This is a genomic window from Acidovorax sp. NO-1 (assembly GCF_000238595.1).
In the GTDB taxonomy this organism is placed as follows: Bacteria; Pseudomonadota; Gammaproteobacteria; order Burkholderiales; family Burkholderiaceae_C; genus Acidovorax.
This window is the reverse complement of record NZ_AGTS01000075.1, coordinates 104,157-124,291: the sequence shown is the minus strand read 5'-3', so window position 1 is coordinate 124,291 and position 20,135 is coordinate 104,157. Positions and strand designations below refer to the sequence as shown.

Genomic DNA, 20,135 nt, shown 5'->3' with positions numbered 1-20,135 from the left:
CGCCCGACCAAACCCCCCGGGAGAAACCATGTTCGGCATCGCAGACTACGGCGCCTTTGTCGCCGCCATTGTGTTGTTCCTCGCCATTCCCGGTCCCGGTAATCTGGCGCTGATCACCTCCACCAGCAAGGGCGGCGTGCGGGGGGGCATGGCCGCCACCCTGGGTGTGATTGCGGGTGACCAGGTGCTGATGTGGGCGGCGGTGGCCGGTGTGGCCACGCTGCTGGCCACGTACCCGGCGGCCTTCCATGCCGTGCAGTGGCTGGGCGCGGCCTACCTCGCGTGGCTGGGCTTCAAGATGGTCACTGCCAAGCCGGGCGCCCAGCCCATCCTGAACATCGAGCCGCGCCACTACTTCAAGCAGGCCGGGCTCATCACCTTGCTCAACCCCAAGGCCATCGTTTTCTACATGGCGTTCTTTCCGCTGTTCGTCGATCCTGCGCGCCACCAGGGCATGCTGACCTTTGGCGTGATGGCGGCCACGGTGGCCGCGTTGACGTTTCTCTATGGCTTGGTCGCCGTGCTGCTCACGCACCACCTGGCCGAGCGCATGCGCGCCAACCCGCGCATCGGCCGCGTGCTGGAGAAAGTGGCAGGCGTCTTCCTGATCGGCTTTGGCATCAAGCTGGCCATCTCCAAATAACACCACTCGAACTGCAGCACCCACATGGCCAAGATCTTTTGCGTTGCCAATCAAAAGGGTGGGGTGGGCAAGACCACCACCACCGTCAACCTCGCCGCTGGCCTGGCCAAGATCGGCCAGCGCGTGCTGATGGTGGACCTGGACCCGCAGGGCAACGCCACCATGGGCTCGGGGGTGGACAAGCGCAGTCTGGACCTCACGGTGTACGACGTGCTGCTCGAATCCGCCTCGGTGAAAGAGGCGGCCGTGCTGTCGGACAAATGTGGCTACTGGGTGCTGGGCGCCAACCGCGAACTGGCCGGGGCCGAGGTGGAACTGGTGGCGCTGGAGCACCGCGAAAAGCGCCTCAAATCTGCGCTGGCCGAGGCCGATGGTGACTATGACTTCGTGCTGATCGACTGCCCTCCGTCGCTGTCGATGCTCACCCTCAACGGCCTGTGCAGTGCCCACGGCGTGATCGTGCCCATGCAGTGCGAATACTTCGCGCTGGAAGGCCTGACCGACCTGGTCAACACCATCAAGCAGGTGCACGCCAACCTCAATGCCGACCTGCAGATCATCGGCCTGCTGCGCGTGATGTTCGACCCGCGCATCACGCTGCAGCAGCAGGTGAGCGACCAGCTCAAGGGCCACTTTGGCGACAAGGTGTTCAACAGCGTGATCCCGCGCAACGTGCGTCTGGCCGAGGCGCCCAGCTATGGCCTGCCCGGTGTGGTGTTTGACCCGGCCGCCAAGGGCAGTCAGGCGTTTGTGGAGTTTGCGCAGGAGATGGTCGAGCGCGTGCAAACCATGCCTGCGGCAGCGTCTTCCATAGCGAAAATGGCCCCCAGCACTTGATGGCTAAGCGCCAATAGCTATTAATTTGATAGTAATGAAGGCCTCCAACATCCTGCTGCTGCCCGGCTGGCAGAATTCCGGCCCTGACCATTGGCAAAGCCGCTGGGAAGCGAGCCACGGCTACCACCGCGTAGAGCAGCACGACTGGATGCGCCCGCTGCGCGGCGACTGGTCCGCGCGCCTGGAAGAAACCGTGGCCGATGCCGATGGCCCGGTGCTGCTGGTAGCGCACAGCCTGGGCTGCATCCTCACCGCCTGGTGGGCGGCGCACACCCGCCATGCGGCCAAGGTGCGCGGCGCGCTGCTGGTGGCGCCGGGTGATGTGGAGCGGCCCGATCTGGCCGCGCAGATCCACGGCTGGGCGCCCATTGCGCGCCAGCCCCTGCCGTTCCCGGCCGTGCTGGTGGGCAGCCGCAATGATCCGTACTGCAGCTTTGAGCGTGCCGAAGCGCTGGCCCAGGCCTGGGGCGCGCGGTTTGTGGACCATGGCGAGCGCGGGCACATCAATGCCGAATCCGGGCTGGGCGACTGGCCCGAAGGCCACGCACTGCTGCACACCCTTTTGAACGATTGAGAACAAACCATGGTCACCAAAAAACCCAAGGGCCTCGGCCGCGGCCTGGAAGCCCTGCTGGGCCCCAAGGTCGAAGACAAAGTGGAGCAGGTCCAGGCCGCCGAAGCGGGCCTGCCCAGCAGCCTGCCGCTGAGCGAGCTGGTGCCCGGTGTGTATCAGCCGCGCACGCGCATGGACGAAGGTGCGCTGTATGAGCTGGCCGAGTCCATCAAGGCCCAGGGCATCATGCAGCCCATCCTGGTGCGGCGCCTCACGGGCGGGGAGCACGCGGGCAAGTACGAAATCATTGCGGGCGAGCGGCGCTTTCGGGCCTCACGCCTGGCGGGCCTGGCCGAAGTGCCGGTGCTGGTACGCGATGTGCCCGACGAGTCGGCAGCCGCCATGGCGCTCATCGAAAACATCCAGCGAGAAGACCTCAACCCGCTGGAAGAAGCCCAGGGCCTGCAGCGCCTGGTCAAGGAGTTTGGCCTGACGCACGAGCTGGCCGCGCAGGCCGTGGGCCGCTCGCGCAGCGCGGCCAGCAACCTGCTGCGCCTCTTGAACCTGGCCGAGCCGGTGCAGACCATGCTCATGGCGGGCGACATCGACATGGGCCATGCGCGCGCATTGCTCTCGCTGGACCGCGCCGCGCAGATCACGGCCGGCAACCAGATCGCGGCCAAGAAGCTGTCGGTGCGCGAGGCCGAGGCCCTGGTCAAAAAGATCGGTGCCGAGTTCAGCCTAGTGCCGCAAAAACCCCAGAAGGAAAAGTCGCGCGACTTGAAGCGCGTGGAAGAAGAACTCTCGGACCTGCTCATGGCCGAGGTCGAGGTGCGCGTGAAAAAGCGCGTCAAGCGCCATGGCCGGGTGGAGGACATGGGCGAGCTGGCGATCCAGTTCGGGTCGCTGGAGGCTTTGAACGGGCTGATCGACCGCCTGCGCGGCTGAATACGCTTCTCCCCCCTGAGTCGCCTTCGGCGCCTTCCCCCCAGGGGGGACGACGCCCTCGCTGCGGGGCGGCCCTTGCTCGGCGTCTCTTGCTTGGGGCCGCGCCGGTTTCATGCGCTGTGCGCAACGCATAGACGGTACTGTCGTTGTCTCTTGCCGACCGATCGGATGCGTGAAATAGCGCACATAAACGGTTTCCACAAGTAACTTGCACGGGCAAAATGCGTCCTTGCGGGGCCTACACTGCGCTGCGTTCAACACACCCGGGTTGACCGCAAGGCCTCATCACAGGGCGGCGACGATGCCGCTTTGCGGCCCACGATGGTTTGCCGGGTGATTCCTGTATCTCCTGGAGCAGACCTCATGACAACCTCTTTGCGCTACCTGACCCCCGCCTGCCTTGTCGCCGGCCTGTGCATTGCCAGCCTGGGCGCCCAGGCCCAGAACACCAAGGCCCCCAAGGTGCAGTTGTGGATGGACCTGTCCACCGGCACCATGGCGGGGATGCCCGAGATGGACAGCCTGCCCGGTGGCGGCGGCATGCTCGGCGGCCTCATGGGGGGCATGGGCGGCGGTGCGGCGCCGGGCATGGGGGGCGGCAGCAACACGTCGTACGGCAACGCCCGCGCCATGTCCATCATGCCGCCGCGCGTCGTCGACATCGCCTTGCACAACAGCCTGCGCCCCGGCGTCGAGGCCAGCCAGTCCATCCCGCCCGGCATGCGCATGGGCGAGTTCTTGCCGCTGATCCCGCCGCGCGCCCAGCCCACCCAGACCGAGCCGGGCGAAGTGCCGCGTGAGTACCAGCAACAGCAGCCCAAGGGCCGCATCCTGCTGTACTGGGGCTGCGGTAGCGCAGTGCGTGCGGGCCAGCCCCGCGTGATCGATCTGGCACGTGCCAAGCCCACCGACTACGCCCAGGCCTTCGCGGGCCGTGCCGTGCCGGACCGGGGCCCGCGCGTGGGCCCGGCCTATGCGCTGTACCCCAACGAACGCAACCAGGTCAGCCTGTCGCGCGACAGCTCGGTGGTGGGCGAGCACCAGGTGCGTGGCGACGGCGTGCCTGCCTCCATGAAATTCACCCTGGGCGCGGCGCAGGACCTGATGCCCGCCATCGACCTGCGCACCACCGGCAAGCCGCAGGACAGCATGGGCACCAGCTGGCAGCCGGTGCGCAATGCGCGCGCCTATTACCTGCACGCCATGTCGCAGAGCGGCGACGACCTGGTGATGTGGTCCAGCGCCGAGACGCCGGACACCGGCATGGGCCTGTTCGACTACCTCTCGCCCGCCACCATCGACCGCTGGCTCAAGGAGCGCGTGCTGCTGCAGCCCGAAGCCACGCAATGCGCCATCCCGCAGGGCATCTTTGCGGGTGGCGGGCGCGATGCCACGCCCATGTTGCGCATGATGGCCTACGGTGGCGAGAGCCACATCGTGTACCCACCCCGCCCGGCCGACCCCAAGGCCGCGTGGGAGCCTGAATGGTCGGTGCGTGTGCGGGTGAAGTCACACACCATGGCCATGCTGGGTGAAGAGATGCAGGGGCGCCGTGGCGGCATGGGCGCGGCACCCGGCGCACCGTCGGGCGGCACAGGCGCTTACTCCAGCGGCATGGGCGGTGCGCCTGCAGGCCAGCCACCTGCGGGCGACGGCGGCACGGACGCGGGCAACGTGGTCAACCCCGTCAATCTGCTGCGCGGCATTTTTGGCCGCTGAGAACGGAACCATGCTGGCCCTGCGCATGCCCTGGCCCCTGCCCGCGCTGGTGGCGTGGGCGTGCGCATGGCTGGTCTTTGTGGCGCTGCAGCGCGCGGTTCCGCCGGTGGCCGCCTTGCTGGTGGCCTGCCTGCTGGGCACGGCGGCCAGTGTGCTGGGCGACAGCTGGTGGCGCCGCGGGCTGATTGCCGCCGGGTTCCCGTTGTCGCTGGCGCTGCTCGGGGCGGCCAGCCTGCCCACCTGGGCGTGGCTGGTGCCGCTGTCGCTGTTGCTGCTGGTCTACCCGCTCAATGCGTGGCGCGATGCGCCCCTGTTTCCCACGCCGCGTCATGCGTTGCAGTCTCTGGCCGTGCAGGCACCGCTGCCTTTGGGTGCGCGCGTGCTCGACGCAGGCTGTGGCCTGGGCGATGGTCTCAAGGCCCTGCGCCATGCCTATCCCGCCGGCCAGCTGGAAGGGCTGGAGTGGAGCTGGCCGCTGCGCCTGCTGTGCGCCTTGCGTTGCCCCTGGGCCCAAGTGCGGCGTGCCGACATGTGGAAGGCCGACTGGAGTGCTTACCAGATGGTGTACCTGTTTCAGCGACCCGAGAGCATGGCCCGCGCGGCCGCCAAGGCCCAGGCCGAGCTGGCGCCCGGTGCCTGGCTGGTGAGCCTGGAATTTGCGGTTCCCGGCTGGCTGCCCAGTGCCCAGCTGCGCGCGCCCGGCGGGCGGGTGGTATGGCTGTACCGCATGCCGCGCCAGCAGCCGGGGGGATGACATGCATGCCAACCACTCCACGCGCCAGTGCCTGTGTCCATCTGTGTCGTGGGCCCCACACCGTTACAGAAAAGATACAAGCTTTTGCTACATTGCGCGGCTGGCTACAACCCCATACACAACAACCAAGAAACTCACAGCCAGAGGGGGCCGCACACAGCACGTATCCGCGCCGGGAGGGGGCGCACGGGCTGCAGGCACCCGCCTTGACCGGACTTCCATCACGCACGCCGTATTCACAGCACCCTTCCTCTGGCGGGGTTGTTGCGCGGCTGCGCGTGGTAAGCGCGGGGTGTTTCTGGTGAGCAACTGACCGATCTGCAAGGAGCATCCATGACCGCCCACCCATCCTGATTCCGTCCGCGCCTGCTGTGGGTGCTGGCGCTGAGCGCAGCCCTCACCGGCTGCGCCACCATGCAGAGCCACGACAAAACGGCGACCGACATGCAGACCGCCGGGCGCAGTGGCGGTATCCCCGCCGCGCTGGCCAGCCTGGAGAGCACGGCCAAGACCGAAGAAGAAAAAACGGCGCTGCTCTACAACATGGAACGCGGGGAACTGCTGCGCATGGACCGCCGCTACCCTGACAGCACCAACGCTTTCCTGCTGGCCGACAACAAGGTCAAGGAATGGGAAGAGACTGCCAAGACCAACCCCTCCAAGCTCATGGGCACCGTGGGCGCAGCCCTGGTGAGCGAGCGTCTGAAGGTCTATGAGGGCCAGGACTATGAAAAGGTGTGGCTGACCACCCGCCTGGCGCTCAACCGCCTGGCCGTAGGTGATTTTGAAAACGCCCGTGTGGACATCAAGCGCACGCACGAGCGTGAAGCCATCATTGCCGAGTTCCGCGCCAAGGAAACCCTGGCCGCCGAAGAAGAAGCCAAGTCCAAGGGCGCCACGTCGGGCGGCAAGGAACTCAACGGCTACCCGGTCGAAACGCTCAACGACCCCGAGGTGCTGGCCCTCAAGAACGGCTACTCCAACGCCCTGAGCCACTATCTGGCGGGTTTCCTGTACGAAATGCTCAACGAGCCCGGCCTGGCTGCGCCCGGCTACCGCAAGGCCATCGAGCTCAAGCCCGACACCCCCGTGCTCGAAGAAGGCCTGCGCGGCCTGGACACCCGCACCGGCTTCACCTGGAAGCGCCGCCAGCGCATGACCGACGTGCTCTTCATCGTCGAAGCTGGTGACGCGCCTGCGCGCAAGCCCAAGGCGTTTACATTGCCCGTGCCCACGGGTCGCGGCCTGGTCACGGCCAGCATTTCCTACCCCGTGATCGAGCCCTCCACCGATCCGCTGCTCACCACCATCTCTGCGGCTGGCACAGACCTCAAGCTGGAAAAAGTGGTGGATGTGAACGTGATGGCGCGCCGCGCGCTCAAGGACGAAATGCCCGGCATGGTGCTGCGTGGCTTCACCCGTGCCGTCGCCAAGGGCGTGCTGCAAAACGAGCTTCAAAAGCGCGGCGGCCTGATTGGCGGCATCATCGGTGCGGCGGCCTCGGTGGCCACCGAGCAGGCCGACGACCGCATGTGGCGCATGCTGCCGGGCCGCGTGTACGTGGCGCGTGGCTACCTGCCACCGGGCGAGCATGTGGTGACCGTGAACGGCCGCCAGCTGCCCCAGCCCATCAAGATCGACGGCCAGTACGCCCTGGTGCCATTGCGCATGTACGACAACAGCGTGCTGACCGGCGACGTCGCCATGCTGGGCCAGCTGCCCGCCGTGGCCGCCGCTCCGCAGCCGGCCGTGGCGCAGCCTGCCGCGCCTACGCGCACCACCACGAGCAGTACCCGCGCCCGGTCCGTCCCGCGCTCGGCGGTCAAGTCCACCTCGACGCAGCCTGCGCCCGCCGCCAAGTAAACCCTTTCACCTTTTGAAGACCTCCAAGGAGCCTCTGGCATGAGAACCCGTTTTGCCCTTGCAGCCACCGTGCTGACCCTGGCCACCGCCGCTGGCGCCCAGCAGCACGACCCCGCCACGCCCCCGGCCGTTGCCTCCAAGGTGGCGCTGCGGGGCGAGGCCAACAGCATCGCAGTGCGCGAGATGCGCATCGTTCGCCGCAACGACATCCTGGTGGTGCAGGCCGACATGTCCAACATGGGCCGCACCGACCGCACCGTGTTCTACCGCTTCAAGTGGCTGGACAGCGTGGGCAACCAGGTGGGCGATGGCGAGTCCTGGAAGCAGATGACCGTGCTGGGCCTGGGCCAGCAGACGGTCAAGAGTGTGGCGCCGACCTCTGCAGCCATCGATTTACGCCTTGAAATGAATGTGGAGCCTCGCTGAAATGAAGCTCCCCCTGAGTCGCTGCGCGCCTTCCCCCTCTCTCACGCTTCGCGTGGGAGGGGGACGCAGCCAGCGCGGCGGGGCGGCCCTTGCGCGGCTGCCCGCGCACAGGGAGCGCCGGTCTCAAGCGGCCCAGGGCGAAAGAAGCGCAACGTCTTATTAAGAGGAAACAAACACAATGAGCACCAATACCCTCCGGCGCAGCGCGCTGGTCCTGGCCTTCGCGGCCAGCACCCTGGCCCTGTCGGCCTGCCAGAACCTGTCGTCCCCCACCGTGCGTTTTGACCGCCAGGTCAATTACGGCGACGCCAAGGCGGTCGAGCTGGTAACCAACGAGTTCGGCTCCACCGATCTGCAGATGATTGCCGAGAAGATGACCGGCAGCCTGCTGGAAACCGGCATCTTCCAGGGCCGCCCCACCGTCACGCTGGCCCCGGTCAAGAACAAGACCAGCGAGTACATCGACACCAACAACGTGATGAGCTCCATCCAGACGGCCCTCACCAAGTCGGGCAAGGTGCGCTTTGTGCGCTCCATCAACCAGATGCAGCAGGGCGTGGATGAACTGCAGCGCCAGAACCAGAGCGGCCTGTACAAGCAGGGAACCACGGCCCGCGTGGGCCAGATGACCGCGGCCAAGTACCAGCTGGAAGGCGAGCTGACCAGCATCGTCAAGCAGAACAACACCACCAAGGACGTGTACTACAAGTTCACGCTATCGCTGTTCGATGTGGAAGAGGGCACCGTGGAGTGGCAGGACGAAAAGGAAATCCGCAAAACGAGTAAGAGGTGACATCCCCCTGAGGCGCTGCGCGCCTTCCCCCTTCTCTCGGCTTCGCCGGGAAGGGGGACGACGCCCTCGCTGCGGGGCGGCCCTTGCTAGGCGTCCCTCGCCTGGGGCGCGCCAGTTTTTGCCGGCATGAGCACTGCTCGCGTCGGTTGATCGATTCAAGACTTCCTTTAGCTCACAAGGAGCACACCATGCAACGCAGAATCACACTCCACACGGCCCTGGCCGTTATCGCGGCCACCACGCTGGCCTGGGGCACGGGCGCGCAGGCGCAGCAGCCCGGTGCCGCACCCAAGATCGCCGTGACCGACCTGGCCTATGCCCAGCGCGTGTCCGAATATTTTGTGGCCGGCACCTACCAGCACAGCAGCCAGATGAGCGCCCAGGGCAGCCAGGGCGGCAGCCACAGCCACGGCATGTACGGCGGCGGCGGTTCCTACTCGGGCCAGCAGTCCATGCAGGCGTCCGAGCAGGCCAGTGGCACCTATGTGGCCGGGCGCTACAGCTACATCGAGCAGCGCGAGCTCGGTGGCTACACCAACGACATCAAGGGTGCGCTGCTGCAGGGCACGTACTTCCGCCTGGTGCAGGGCAAGGGCTTTGACGCGGGCAAGCCCCAGCCGACCAAGGCCGAGCAGGTGCTCAACCAGGTGCAGGGCGGCAAGATGGCCACGCCCCAGGCGCAGCCCCAGGTCAACAACGTGATCGCCCGCATCAAGAAGGGCGAGTTTGCCGGTGCCGACTACGTGCTCTTCGGCGTGGTCTCCAGCATCGACTTCACCGATGCGCTTTCGCCCCTGCAAGGCACCACCAGTGCCACGCGCCAGTACGGCCTGCAGTTGCTGGCCGACTTCTCGCTCATCAACACCAAGACGTACGAGATCAAGGCCGCGTTCTCCGCCCAGGGCCAGGGCAACGACACCAAAATCCTGTCGATCCGTGGCGACATCGCCCCGCCCAACCGCGCCAAGGTGATCCGCGAGACCTCGCAGTCGCTGGCGCAGGACGTGTACCAGCAACTGGCCACGCAGCTGGGCTACACCGACGCGCACCTGGCCCGCGGCGTGCGACCGCCGGTGGTCTACCAGCAAGGCGGGCAGCCCATGCCGCAGCCCCAGCCGCAGCAGCCCGAGCAGGTGTTGATCCTCAAGTAAACGGTGACCCACCCGTGCCCGCAGTGACGCGCCGCACCGCCACCGCCCTGCGGGGTTCCAAGGCCAGCACCGTGCTGGCCTTTTTCATGCGGGCCTGGCACACAATGGCCCGTGTGCGCCCGCTGGCGCGGTGGTGCGCGCTGGGCCTGCTGGCCGGTTGCGCCACCGTGCCCGGTTCGCCCGAGGCTGTGCCCGGCCTGTCTGGCAGCGGGTTCACCCAGCTGGCCCTGCCGGGCGAGGGCACGGCTGTGGTGCAGGCGCTGCACCGCGTCGAGCGGGTGCCGCCTGTGCGGTACCGCGTCATCGTGGTGCCCGGTTCGGGCTGCGCCGGGATGGGCGCCTTTGCCGGGCGCTACTTTGCCGGCTTGCAGCATGCGCAGGTGCTGGTGCTGCACAAGCCCGGCGTCAGCCCACAGGCGCTTACGGCACCGGGCGACTGCTCCCGTACATTTGTGCAGCACGACCGCCTGTCCACCTGGCTGGCCCACGCGCGGGCCGCGCTGCGCGCCGACGCCCTGGAGCGCCAGGGCCAGGCACCCGTGCCGCAGCTGCTGGTGGGCATTTCCGAGGGGGCTGAGTTGCTGCCCGCCCTCGCACCCGAGGTGCCCGCTCTGGCGGGGCTGGTGCTGATTGCGTCCAGTGGTCTCGACCCGCAGGAGGCGGGCGCGCTGCAGGCGCAGCGCCTGGGCGTGCTGCCGGACTGGCAGGCCGTGGGCGATGAAGTGGCGGGGAATATGCCGGACACGGCGGTGGTGCAGGGCCGCAGCCTGGGCTACTGGCGCGACTTGTGGAGCTGGCGGCTCACCCAGCCCCTGCTGCAGGGCCCCTGGCCGGTGTTGCAGGTGTGGGGCGGCAACGATGCGCTGGTGCCCCCGGCCGCCTACGAGCGATTTGCAACGCTGGCTGCGGCGCGCAGCATGCCTTACTGTGCGCGGCGCTTTGGCGGGGCCGACCACGGCCTGCAAGGCGGCGCGACGGGTGGGGACGGCGTGCAGCGTGTGTGGGCCTGGACTGAGCAATGGGCCCGCAACCCGTCCATCGGGCTGTGCGGCCCGCTGCAATAGCCCGGCGCCAGCCGCCCCCCAGCAGTCACCGCGCTGGCGCCGGGGCCTTACGGATCAGCGACACCACCAGCGTGATCACCGTGAGCGGAATCACAAAACCCATCATCACGGCCGAATAGGTGGGCAGCGCCGCATGTTCCTGCGCCGACATGATGAGGTAGGTGACGTAGGCGGCGTAGTAGGCCAGGAACACGCCCCCTTCCCACCGGGCAATCTCGCGGCCTGAAAGAAAGATGGGCAGCGTGGCCAGCGCCACCGCCAGCATCACCCACATATCGAAGGCCATCAGCGAAGAAGGCACCACCAAACCCGAGCTGCCCGAAACCAGACCAGATAGCCCCAGGCAGCCCAGGATGTTGAAGGTATTGCTGCCAACCACATTGCCTACGGCTATGTCTCTCTCGCCCTTGATCGCTGCTGCGATCGAAGTGGCTACCTCTGGCATTGATGTGCCTGCCGCCACGATGGTCAGACCAATCACCACATCACTCACCCCCAGGGCCTTGGCAAACACCACCGACGCCGTCACCATCCAGTCCGAGCCCACCACCAGGAGCCCCAGCCCCACCACGATCAGCACCAGTTGCACCCACAGGCGCGAGTCCCAGGCGCCCGGCGCAGAGGGTTTTAATTCGGTTTCGTACTCGTTGGGTGTGGCGTGTGCGTCCTGCGCAGCGCGGGTTTCACGGCGCGACTGCATGATGAGAAACACCGTGTAGGCCACCAGCAGACTGAAGAGCAGCGCACCATCCAGCAACCCCAGGCGACCGTCCAAGCTCAGCACCAGCAGCAACAGCGACGCGCCGATGATGATGGGCACCTCTTGCCGGATGAGCTGGATATGCACCACCAGCGGCGCGATTAGCGCGCTCAGCCCCAGAATGAAGAGCACATTGAAGATGTTGCTGCCCACCACATTGCCGATAGCCAAGTTGGTTTGCCCATTGAGAACTGCCCCTACGGACACCGCCATTTCCGGGGCGCTGGTGCCAAAGGCCACGATGGTCAGACCCACCACCAGCGGCGAGATGCCAAACGACAGCGCGAGCTTGGACGCGCCCCGCACCAGCACATCGGCACCGGCCACCAGCGCGGCCAGGCCCGCTGCGAACATCAGAAAGTTGAGCATGGATGCACCTCGCGAGGACAGGATGGAAATTCAGCGGCAAAGACCCGCAGTGTGCCCGCGCGCTCGGCCGGACGGACCAACGAGCCCAGACGGACAGGGGCTTTTAAAGACACCCGTTTTTACCGGGGCCGGTACATCCTGAACAGCTGTTCCGGCCCCACCGTGAAGTAGTCCGCCGGGCCGCCACCGCGCAGGATATGGCCTGCACCCGCCGTGTGGTACACCCCGTCCTTGAGCAGCGCCCGGTCGATGTGCACGGCCACCACTTCGCCCAGCACCAGCCAGGTGTCCACCTTGGCACCGTCCACGCCCTGCAGCTGCAGGATCTGGGTGCTGCGGCATTCAAAGGTGACGGGGCTTTCGGCCACGCGCGGCGGTGCGACCAGGGTGGAGGGCAGCGGGGTGAGACCCGTCAGCGTGAACTCGCTCACCTCGGGCGGCACGGCGGCGCAGCTCTGGTTCATCACCTCTGCCAGGTCGCGCGTGGCCAGGTTCCACACGAACTCGCCGGTCTCCTGCACGTTGCGCACCGTGTCCTTGTAGCCGATGCTGGCAAAACCCACGATGGGCGGCACGTAGTTGAAGGCGTTGAAAAAACTGTAGGGCGCGAGGTTGGTGGCACCGGCTGCGTTTTGCGTGGCAATCCAGCCGATGGGGCGGGGCCCCACGATGGCGTTGAACGGGTCATGCGGCAGGCCGTGGCCCAGGCGGGGTTCGTAGCTGTGGATGCCATCGCGGCGGGGTGGGGAGGTGTTCATGGGGCGCAGGGAGTGGATGAAGTGCACGCCGCAGCGGATGTTTTTTTACCGCGCAGTCTGTGGTGCGCACCATACCGCAGGCTTCTGGCGGAGACAGCCATCCGGTTTTTGCTGTGCTGCAAAAATCATAGCTGCAAGCGCATGCTGGTAAAGCGCAAACACCCTTTTTTATTCGAACAGTTGAGACAACAACGGCGCGGCGCCCCTGGTGGTGATCATCAGGGGGAGCGGCCGGAGCACAGGGCGCCTGTGCCGCTGAGATGCCTCGGTAACAGGGCTAAACGCGTGCCCGAGAAGCGACGAGTCACCGCCCAAAAAAATGGACCTCGAGGGTCCATGGGCAGCCGGCGGTGGGCGGTCGCCGCTGGGGTGTTGGCAGTCTTATTTCTGAAACAGCACCAGCTGGGTCTCTGTCGGCGCCATGCCGCCCCTTTCGGCGGTCATCGTCACTTCGTAGCGGGTGCCCGGCAGCGGGACCTGCGAGGTGAAGCTGAAGGAGAAGTCTCCATTGCCATCGGCCTGAACGCGCTGTGACAGCAGTTCCTGATTCAGGCCAAAAACGCCGACCAGGGTGCCTACCGCATTGACCTTGGCATCGACCACCGCGCCAGGCACGGTGCGCCCACGCACGACCACCGGGCCTCTGTCTACCGTGGCGTGGTTGGCGTGGCTGGTGACCTGCAGCTGCACGGTGGCAGGCGCAGCGTTGACTTGCGAAGCGACGTTGAAGGTCCAGTTCTGGCGCATGCCGTTGCCGGCCATGTCGCGGGCAGTCACCTCCACCGGGTACCGGCCGGTGGGCAGGTCCGCGCGGTAGGTGAAAAACTGCGGCGTGATCTGCGAGGCGGTCGTGACGTCGCGTCCCGCGACCACGATGCGCACGCTTCTGGGGTCCACACCCACACCGCCGACGTCGTCAAACGTGCCGGACACCGAGGTGGCCGCGGTGCGCGGAACCGTCTCCCCATCGCGGGGCGACACATGGCGAATCACCGGCGGCTTGGCATCGGCGATCAACGGCTGGGTCAGGGTGGAGGAGACCGTGCGGTCACCGACACGCAAGGTGGCCACGGCGGGGCGCGAGGGCGCCAGGTTGTCCATGCGGCGGATGGTGTACGCACCCTCGTACACACCGGGTGATACCTCGCGCATCGGCACGTTGTCGATGACCCCGGGAATGTCGAAATCCGCCCTGCCGCCGGGCGCGCCGTTCAGCGTGAAGCGCAATTCGGCGCCGGGCTCCATCTTGTCGATGGGGGCGACCGAGAAGCGGTCTATCTTCAGGCCCGGCGGCGGTGCCACCGCCACGTTGCGGCCGCCGATGTCGGCGGGAAGCGCGTAGTTGCTGGTGATGGTGCGGTTGCGCACCTTCAGCGTGGCGCGCACGGCACTGCCTTCACGGAGCCGGTCCTGGCGGCGAAGGGTATAGCTGCCCGTGTAGACCCCCCGTTCGGTTTCCTGCAGCACGATGCTGCGCGGCACGCCGGCAAGGTTGAGTTGAACCCGGCCCCGCGGTGTGGCTTCTACCGTGAACTGCAGTTCGGCCCCGGCGCGAAGGCCGTCGTCTGACACGACCTGCAGTGACCGCAGCTCCGGCTGGGAGGGCTGCGCCATGACCGTGCCCGGAACTGCCACCAGGGCGGCAGCGGCGGGAAGAAGCAGGAATAGGGCGGCCACATGGTGGCGAATCTGTTTTGTCATGGTGTGCAACCTGGTGCTGGGGTGAAACCAGTCTGGGTGCAACAGATGTTGCCAAACGTAGGCGAGGAGGCCCAAGTGCGAAGGACAACGCGCCGATCCCCTGTCAGGCGGCCCCTGTGGCCGGCAGGTGACCTACTGCACAGGGCCGGGCTGCTGCTGCCCCAGAAACCGCCCCGGCGGCTGCCCCACCGACTTGCGCACCATGGCGCTGAAGGCGCTCGCGCTGTAGCCCAGCTCGGCGGCGATCTGGCCCATGGGCATGCGCCCGGCGGCCAGTGACACGGCCTTGGCGAGGATGACCTGCTGTCGCCATTGGGTGAACGTGCTGCCCAGTTCGGACCGGAACAGGCGTGCCACGGTGCGGGGGCTGGCGCCCGTGTCGTGCGCCCAGTCGGCCAGGGTGTCGTGGCGCGTGGGGTCGGCCAGCACGGCCTCGCACAGGTGGCGCAGGCGTTTGTCCTGGGGCAGGTCCACGCCCAGCTTCACGGCGGCGGCGCGGGCGAGTTCTTCGCGCACCAGGGCGCTCAGGTGTTGCTCGCGCCGCAGTTCGGCTGCAGTGAGGGCGGGGCCGTCGTCGGGCGCGGTGGGCATTTCGCGCACCAGGGCGCGCAGCAGGTCGGATACCTCCAGCACGCGGCACTGCCACCAGGCGCCTTCCTGCCCGTGCGGTACGCCGGGGCCGCACTGGCCGCGCGGCTGGTGAAAGTACAGCGTGCGCAGGTCGGCGTCTTCCACCATGGTCACGGCGTGCTCCACGCCGGGGGGAATCCACAGTGCACGCGAGGGCGGCACGATGTACGTGCCGTGGTTCACCGTGAGCCGGATCACGCCCGTGGTCGATATCGCCACCTGCGCCCAGGGGTGGCTGTGGGGCATCACCTGTGTGTCGGCGGCCAGCCAGCGCAGCTTGGCGCGCACCGGGCGCGCGGGGGTGGGCACAAACAGCTCGGGCGTGAGCGAGCCGACATACGACAGCCCGCGCGGGCCGCCGCGCCCGCTGGCCGGCCTCGGGCCCGGCACCACCTGAGCGGCAAAGTGTTCCACCGCCACTTCGGTGGGTGCCAAGGGGGCGGTGCGTGGTTTTGGCATGTTTGCAATAGAAATTGGCCGCCTATCGTAAACCTGCCGAGCCAGCCCTGCCTAAGATGAAGTCCATGACCGCTTCCTCCTCTGGCACCCCTGCCCAACCCGTCCCCCTGCGGCAAGACGCCCGCACCATTGGCCTCATCGGCCTGGCGCACGGCAGCTCGCATTTTTTTCACATGCTGCTGCCGCCGCTTTTTCCCTGGCTGATTGGCGAGTTCGGCTTCAGCTATTCCGAGCTGGGCCTGCTGGTGTCGGTGTTTTTCGTGATCTCGGGTGTGGGCCAGGCGCTGTCGGGCTTTCTGGTGGACCGCGTGGGTGCGCGGCCGGTGATGTTTTTTGCACTGTCGAGTTTTGCCACCGCGGGCCTGGTGGCGGGCACCGCACAGGGCTATACGGGGCTGCTGCTGGCGGCGGCGCTGGCGGGGCTGGGCAACGCGCCCTTTCACCCGGTGGACTTCACCATACTGAACAAGCGCGTGTCGCCCCAGCGGCTGGGGCATGGGTTTTCGGTGCATGGCATCAGCGGCAACCTGGGCTGGGCCACGGCGCCGGTGTTCATGGCGGGCATTGCCACGGCCACGGGCTCGTGGCGCACGGCCTGCCTGTGCGGTGGGCTCCTGGCCCTGGTGGTGCTGGCCATCATGGTGTGGAACCGCGACGCGCTCGATGACCGCCAGGGCACATGGGCGCACCAGGCCAAGGGCGCTGCAGGCGTTGCCGCCCAGCCCGAGCACCCCATGGCCTTCCTCAAGCTGCCCTCGGTGTGGCTGTGTTTCTCGTTCTTCTTCTGGAGCACCTGCGCGCTGAGCGCCATCCAGAGCTTTGCCAGCCCGGCGCTGCAGACCATGTACGGCCTGCCGCTCAGCGTGACGGCCATGGTGGTCACCGGCTACATGCTGTTTGGTGCGGCGGGCATGTTGATTGGCGGCTTCCTCGTGGGGCGGGTGCAGCGGCTGGAGAAGATCATCTCGGTGTGCCTGCTGGGCTCTGCGGCGCTGCTGGTGGCGGTGGGCATGGGGTTTTTGCCCGGCATGGCGGCCGTGGTGGTGGCGTCCCTGGCGGGGCTGGGCACGGGCCTGGCGGGCCCCTCGCGCGACATGCTGATCAAGCGCGCCGCGCCCCCCGGCGCCACGGGGCGGGTGTATGGCACGGTGTACTCGGGGCTGGACCTGGGTTTTTGCCTGGCGGCCCCGGCCTTTGGCGCCATGCTGGACCACGGCATGACGTCCGGCATCTTCTACGGCTCGGCCGTCACGCTGGCAGTCAGCGTGGTGTCGGCGGCGCTGGTAGGGGTGGGCGTGGCTGCGCGGGCCGCGCGGCCGGTGGTATCGGCTGTGTGATGATAATATGAATCAAAAGTGCCTCCAGCGCTTGATGGATAAGCGCGGGCAGCTATTGAATTGATAGTTCATGCCAAAGGCGCGCAGGGCAAAGCTGCCGACAGCCCCCTGCCCATGAAAAAAGGCCCCGCCAGGCGGGGCCTTTGTGTGGGCGCAGTGACGGGCGCTTAAGCCGCGATGGCCTTGAGCGCCTGGTTCAGCGTCTTGCTGGGGCGCATCACGGCGTCCAGCTTGGCCACATCGGGCAGGTAGTAGCCGCCGATATCGGCGGGCTGGCCCTGCACGGCCGCCAGTTCAGCCACGATGGTCTGCTCGTTGTCGGCCAGCTGCTTGGCCAGCGGGGCGAACAGCTTGGCCAGTTCGGCGTCGGCCGTTTGTGCGGCCAGCTCTTGCGCCCAGTACAGGGCCAGGTAGAACTGGCTGCCACGGTTGTCGAGCTGACCGGTCTTGGGCGAGGGGTTCTTGTTGTTGTCCAGCAGCTTGCCCGTGGCGGCGTCCAGCGTCTGGGCCAGGATCTTGGCCTTGCCGTTGCCGGTTTTCAGGCCCAGGTCTTCCAGCGACACGGCCAGCGCGAGGAACTCGCCCAGCGAATCCCAGCGCAGGTGGTTTTCTTCCACCAGCTGCTGCACGTGCTTGGGCGCAGAGCCGCCGGCACCGGTTTCGTACATGCCGCCACCGGCCATCAGCGGCACGATGGACAGCATCTTGGCCGAGGTGCCCAGCTCCATGATGGGGAACAGGTCGGTCAGGTAGTCGCGCAGGATGTTGCCGGTGGCGCTGATGGTATCGAGGCCACGGATCACGCGTTCCAGCGTGTAGCGCATCGCACGTACCTGGCTCATGATCTGGATATCGAGGCCGGTGGTGTTGTGCTCGTGCAGGTACATCTTGACCTTGGTGATCAGCTGCGCTTCGTGCGGGCGGTACGAGTCGAGCCAGAACACCACGGGCATGCCGGAGTTGCGGGCGCGGTTCACGGCCAGCTTCACCCAGTCGCGGATCGCGGCGTCCTTGACCTGGCACATGCGCCAGATGTCGCCGGCTTCCACGTTCTGGCTCAGCAGCACTTCGCCCGTGGCCAGATCGGTGATGTTGGCCACGCCGTCTTCGGCGATCTCGAACGTCTTGTCGTGGCTGCCGTATTCCTCGGCCTGCTGCGCCATCAGGCCCACGTTGGGCACCGTGCCCATGGTCTTGGGGTCGAACGCGCCGTGCCACTTGCAGAAGTTGATGATCTCCTGGTAGATGCGGGCGAAGGTCGATTCGGGCATCACGGCCTTCACGTCCTTCAGGCGGCCGTTGGCGTCCCACATCTTGCCGCCGTTCCTGATCATGGCGGGCATGGAGGCGTCCACGATGATGTCGTTGGGCGAGTGGAAGTTGGTGATGCCCTTGGCGGAATCGACCATGGCCAGCTCGGGGCGGCCTTCGTGGCAGGCGTGCAGATCGCGCTTGATCTCATCGCGCTGGCTTTGCGGCAGGGTTTCGATCTTGCTATACAGATCGACCATGCCGTTGTTCACGTTCACGCCCAGTTCCTCAAAGGTCTTGGCGTGCTTCTCGAAAGCGTCCTTGTAGAAGATCTTCACGCAGTGGCCGAACACGATGGGGTGCGAGACCTTCATCATCGTGGCCTTCACGTGCAGCGAGAACATCACGCCGGTCTTGCGCGCGTCTTCAATCTCTTTCTCGTAGAAGGCCAGCAGCGCCTTCTTGCTCATGAACATGCTGTCGATCACTTCGCGGTCGAGCAGGCTGACCTTGGGCTTGAGGATGATGGTCTTGCCGCTCTTGGTCAGCAGCTCCATCTTCACGTCGCGGGCGCGGTCCAGCGTCATGGACTTTTCGCCATGGTAGAAGTCGCCAGCGTGCATGTGCGAGACGTGCGAACGCGAGGCCTGGCTCCACTCGGCCATGCTGTGCGGGTTCTTGCGCGCGTATTCCTTCACGGCCTTGGGCGCGCGGCGGTCGGAGTTGCCTTCGCGCAGCACGGGGTTCACGGCCGAGCCGGTGCACTTGCTGTAGCGGGCCTTGAGTTCCTTTTCCTTGTCGTCCTTGGGCTGGTCGGGGTAGTCGGGCAGGGCATAGCCCTTGGCCTGCAGCTCGGCAATGGCCGCCTTGAGCTGCGCGACGGACGCGGAGATGTTGGGCAGCTTGATGATGTTGGCATCGGGCTGCAGCGTCTTCTTGCCCAGCTCGGCCAGGTTGTTGGGCACGCGCTGTTCTTCGGTCAGGTAGTCAGGGAACTCACCCAGGATGCGTGCCGCCACCGAGATGTCGCTCTCCAGCACGTTGATGCCTGCCGGCGCCGCAAAGGTGCGAACAATGGGCAGGAAGGAAGCCGTGGCCAGACGGGGTGCCTCGTCGGTCAGGGTGTAGATGATGGAAGGTTGCTGGGTCGTCATGGCTTGTCTCACGAAACAGGGTAGTTAGAGGTGCCCGGCTGCGTCGCAGCGAGGCCCAACGCGGATGCTCGCAGATTGTCCTTGCTCGGGGCTGTCTGCGCCCGCTGTTTTTGCAATCGAATCTCACAATACAAAATTATCATAAGCCCAGTGCACTTTTTTTGACCCAAACGGTGCGAATTCCCGCACTGCACCGGACGGTTTGGCGCCTGTGCCGTTGCCGGGCGTCGCCCGCGGGTTTTCAGCAAGCGCCGGCTGAAATCGCCACCACGCGGCCCGGCGTGACCGCAAAGCGGGCCCAGCTGCGCGGCAAGGCGGTGGGCGACGTGCCCGTGAACGCGCCGAAGGCTGGCAGGATCACTTGCCCTTCGCCCCAGCCAAAACAGGGCGCCCGCAGCGCATCCCGCGCCGCGCCGCGCAACCGCAGCGTGGGGTGCAGGTGCCCGGCAAGCACGGTGTGGCCCGCAACCGCCTTCGGGTGGTGGCAGGCCAGCACCGGCACACCAGCACAAGGCTGCCAGGGCTCGTTGACCAGCGCTATCGCCAGCATGGGGGGCGGATCGCCCGCGTGCAGGTCATGGTTGCCGCGCACCAGGGTCATCGCCACGCGGGCATGGCGCTGACGCCAGGGCAGGAGTTGCTGCCACAGCGCATCGGCCGCCCCGCCGCGCGCATGCAGGAAGTCGCCCAGAAACACCAGGTGATCCGCCCCGGTGGCCGTCAGCACCGCATCCAGCCGCGCCAGGTTGTCGCCCGTGGTTCCGTGCGGCACGGGCAAGCCTGCACGGCGAAAGGTGGCGGCCTTGCCGAAATGCACATCGGCCACCAGCACCATGCGCGCAGCAGGCCACCACACGGCGCGCTGGGGCAGCAGCCACAGGGCGGTGGCACAGGGCAGGGTGATGGCATGCGCGCCAGCTGGCGGCGAGGGGGGCAGTGTCGGGGTGATCACGTTCAGGAAGTCG

18 protein-coding genes are annotated in these 20,135 nt (G+C 66.8%); 12 read left to right on the top strand and 6 right to left on the bottom strand.

From position 1 onward, the window contains the following. The first annotated feature begins 28 nt into the window (after positions 1-28). From KYG_RS09395 to KYG_RS09345, 11 genes are all read left to right on the top strand, one after another. Entirely contained in the window at positions 29-643 is a 615-nt protein-coding gene (locus KYG_RS09395; RefSeq protein ID WP_008904650.1) for a LysE family transporter, read from the top strand. Positions 644-667: 24 nt separating this feature from the next. Next, positions 668-1,480 (top strand): ParA family protein, encoded by an 813-nt coding sequence (locus KYG_RS09390; RefSeq protein ID WP_008904649.1) that lies wholly within the window; start codon positions 668-670, stop codon positions 1,478-1,480. 34 nt (positions 1,481-1,514) lie between these two features. After that, a complete protein-coding gene (locus KYG_RS09385; RefSeq protein WP_008904648.1) occupies positions 1,515-2,054 on the top strand; it encodes an alpha/beta hydrolase in 540 nt (179 codons plus the stop codon). A gap of 9 nt (positions 2,055-2,063) precedes the next feature. Continuing rightward, positions 2,064-2,981: a ParB/RepB/Spo0J family partition protein gene (locus KYG_RS09380; RefSeq protein WP_008904647.1), complete on the top strand. Its 918-nt coding sequence runs from the start codon at positions 2,064-2,066 to the stop codon at positions 2,979-2,981. Between the two features lie 363 nt (positions 2,982-3,344). Next, a complete protein-coding gene (locus KYG_RS09375; protein ID WP_008904646.1) occupies positions 3,345-4,700 on the top strand; it encodes a hypothetical protein in 1,356 nt (451 codons plus the stop codon). 10 nt (positions 4,701-4,710) lie between these two features. Beyond that, positions 4,711-5,454, top strand: coding sequence for a hypothetical protein (locus KYG_RS09370; protein ID WP_008904645.1), 744 nt, complete (start codon positions 4,711-4,713; stop codon positions 5,452-5,454). 414 nt (positions 5,455-5,868) lie between these two features. Then, positions 5,869-7,317: a COG3014 family protein gene (locus KYG_RS09365; protein WP_237707237.1), complete on the top strand. Its 1,449-nt coding sequence runs from the start codon at positions 5,869-5,871 to the stop codon at positions 7,315-7,317. Positions 7,318-7,356: 39 nt separating this feature from the next. Beyond that, a complete protein-coding gene (locus tag KYG_RS09360; protein ID WP_008904643.1) occupies positions 7,357-7,743 on the top strand; it encodes a YcfL family protein in 387 nt (128 codons plus the stop codon). A 178-nt stretch (positions 7,744-7,921) separates the two neighbouring features. Then, positions 7,922-8,536, top strand: a complete 615-nt coding sequence (gene lpoB, locus KYG_RS09355) for a penicillin-binding protein activator LpoB (protein WP_008904642.1) — start codon at positions 7,922-7,924, stop codon at positions 8,534-8,536. Between the two features lie 188 nt (positions 8,537-8,724). Next, entirely contained in the window at positions 8,725-9,687 is a 963-nt protein-coding gene (locus KYG_RS09350) for a hypothetical protein (RefSeq protein WP_008904641.1), read from the top strand. A 23-nt stretch (positions 9,688-9,710) separates the two neighbouring features. After that, on the top strand, positions 9,711-10,751 hold the full coding sequence (locus tag KYG_RS09345; protein WP_237707236.1) for an alpha/beta hydrolase: 1,041 nt from the start codon (positions 9,711-9,713) through the stop codon (positions 10,749-10,751). A 25-nt stretch (positions 10,752-10,776) separates the two neighbouring features. On the opposite strand, the gene KYG_RS09340 is transcribed toward KYG_RS09345, so the two are convergent. The 4 genes from KYG_RS09340 to KYG_RS09325 all read right to left on the bottom strand — a co-directional run bounded on the left by KYG_RS09340 (position 10,777) and on the right by KYG_RS09325 (position 15,428). Then, positions 10,777-11,880, bottom strand: a complete 1,104-nt coding sequence (locus KYG_RS09340) for a calcium/sodium antiporter (RefSeq protein WP_008904639.1) — start codon at positions 11,878-11,880, stop codon at positions 10,777-10,779. Positions 11,881-11,999: 119 nt separating this feature from the next. Then, positions 12,000-12,638, bottom strand: a complete 639-nt coding sequence (locus KYG_RS09335; protein WP_034693892.1) for a flavin reductase family protein — start codon at positions 12,636-12,638, stop codon at positions 12,000-12,002. Positions 12,639-13,019: 381 nt separating this feature from the next. Then, positions 13,020-14,339 carry a hypothetical protein gene (locus tag KYG_RS09330; protein WP_008904637.1) on the bottom strand — a complete coding sequence of 440 codons (1,320 nt, stop codon included), beginning with the start codon at positions 14,337-14,339 and terminating at the stop codon, positions 13,020-13,022. A 132-nt stretch (positions 14,340-14,471) separates the two neighbouring features. Beyond that, positions 14,472-15,428, bottom strand: coding sequence for a helix-turn-helix domain-containing protein (locus KYG_RS09325; protein WP_034693890.1), 957 nt, complete (start codon positions 15,426-15,428; stop codon positions 14,472-14,474). A 65-nt stretch (positions 15,429-15,493) separates the two neighbouring features. Here KYG_RS09325 and KYG_RS09320 point away from each other — a divergent pair, with 65 nt between their 5' ends. Next, on the top strand, positions 15,494-16,765 hold the full coding sequence (locus tag KYG_RS09320; protein ID WP_008904635.1) for an MFS transporter: 1,272 nt from the start codon (positions 15,494-15,496) through the stop codon (positions 16,763-16,765). A gap of 167 nt (positions 16,766-16,932) precedes the next feature. Here the strand turns inward: KYG_RS09320 and KYG_RS09315 are convergent, their stop codons facing one another. Both KYG_RS09315 and pdeM read right to left on the bottom strand, forming a co-directional pair. After that, on the bottom strand, positions 16,933-19,170 hold the full coding sequence (locus tag KYG_RS09315) for an NADP-dependent isocitrate dehydrogenase (RefSeq protein WP_008904634.1): 2,238 nt from the start codon (positions 19,168-19,170) through the stop codon (positions 16,933-16,935). 241 nt (positions 19,171-19,411) lie between these two features. Further along, positions 19,412-20,122 carry a ligase-associated DNA damage response endonuclease PdeM gene (pdeM, locus tag KYG_RS09310; RefSeq protein WP_008904633.1) on the bottom strand — a complete coding sequence of 237 codons (711 nt, stop codon included), beginning with the start codon at positions 20,120-20,122 and terminating at the stop codon, positions 19,412-19,414. Positions 20,123-20,135 lie beyond the last annotated feature (13 nt).

Bases quoted from the DNA above. Each gene is read 5' to 3' on its own strand.
- KYG_RS09370 (WP_008904645.1), top strand. From the start codon at position 4,711: ATGCTGGCCCTGCGCATGCCCTGGCCCCTGCCCGCGCTGGTGGCGTGG.
- KYG_RS09385 (WP_008904648.1), top strand. From the start codon at position 1,515: ATGAAGGCCTCCAACATCCTGCTGCTGCCCGGCTGGCAGAATTCCGGC.
- KYG_RS09350 (WP_008904641.1), top strand. From the start codon at position 8,725: ATGCAACGCAGAATCACACTCCACACGGCCCTGGCCGTTATCGCGGCC.
- KYG_RS09395 (WP_008904650.1), top strand. From the start codon at position 29: ATGTTCGGCATCGCAGACTACGGCGCCTTTGTCGCCGCCATTGTGTTG.
- KYG_RS09360 (WP_008904643.1), top strand. From the start codon at position 7,357: ATGAGAACCCGTTTTGCCCTTGCAGCCACCGTGCTGACCCTGGCCACC.
- KYG_RS09380 (WP_008904647.1), top strand. From the start codon at position 2,064: ATGGTCACCAAAAAACCCAAGGGCCTCGGCCGCGGCCTGGAAGCCCTG.
- lpoB (WP_008904642.1), top strand. From the start codon at position 7,922: ATGAGCACCAATACCCTCCGGCGCAGCGCGCTGGTCCTGGCCTTCGCG.
- KYG_RS09315 (WP_008904634.1), bottom strand. From the start codon at position 19,170: ATGACGACCCAGCAACCTTCCATCATCTACACCCTGACCGACGAGGCA.
- KYG_RS09340 (WP_008904639.1), bottom strand. From the start codon at position 11,880: ATGCTCAACTTTCTGATGTTCGCAGCGGGCCTGGCCGCGCTGGTGGCC.
- KYG_RS09320 (WP_008904635.1), top strand. From the start codon at position 15,494: ATGACCGCTTCCTCCTCTGGCACCCCTGCCCAACCCGTCCCCCTGCGG.
- KYG_RS09365 (WP_237707237.1), top strand. From the start codon at position 5,869: ATGCAGAGCCACGACAAAACGGCGACCGACATGCAGACCGCCGGGCGC.
- KYG_RS09325 (WP_034693890.1), bottom strand. From the start codon at position 15,428: ATGCCAAAACCACGCACCGCCCCCTTGGCACCCACCGAAGTGGCGGTG.
- KYG_RS09330 (WP_008904637.1), bottom strand. From the start codon at position 14,339: ATGACAAAACAGATTCGCCACCATGTGGCCGCCCTATTCCTGCTTCTT.
- KYG_RS09390 (WP_008904649.1), top strand. From the start codon at position 668: ATGGCCAAGATCTTTTGCGTTGCCAATCAAAAGGGTGGGGTGGGCAAG.
- KYG_RS09375 (WP_008904646.1), top strand. From the start codon at position 3,345: ATGACAACCTCTTTGCGCTACCTGACCCCCGCCTGCCTTGTCGCCGGC.
- KYG_RS09335 (WP_034693892.1), bottom strand. From the start codon at position 12,638: ATGAACACCTCCCCACCCCGCCGCGATGGCATCCACAGCTACGAACCC.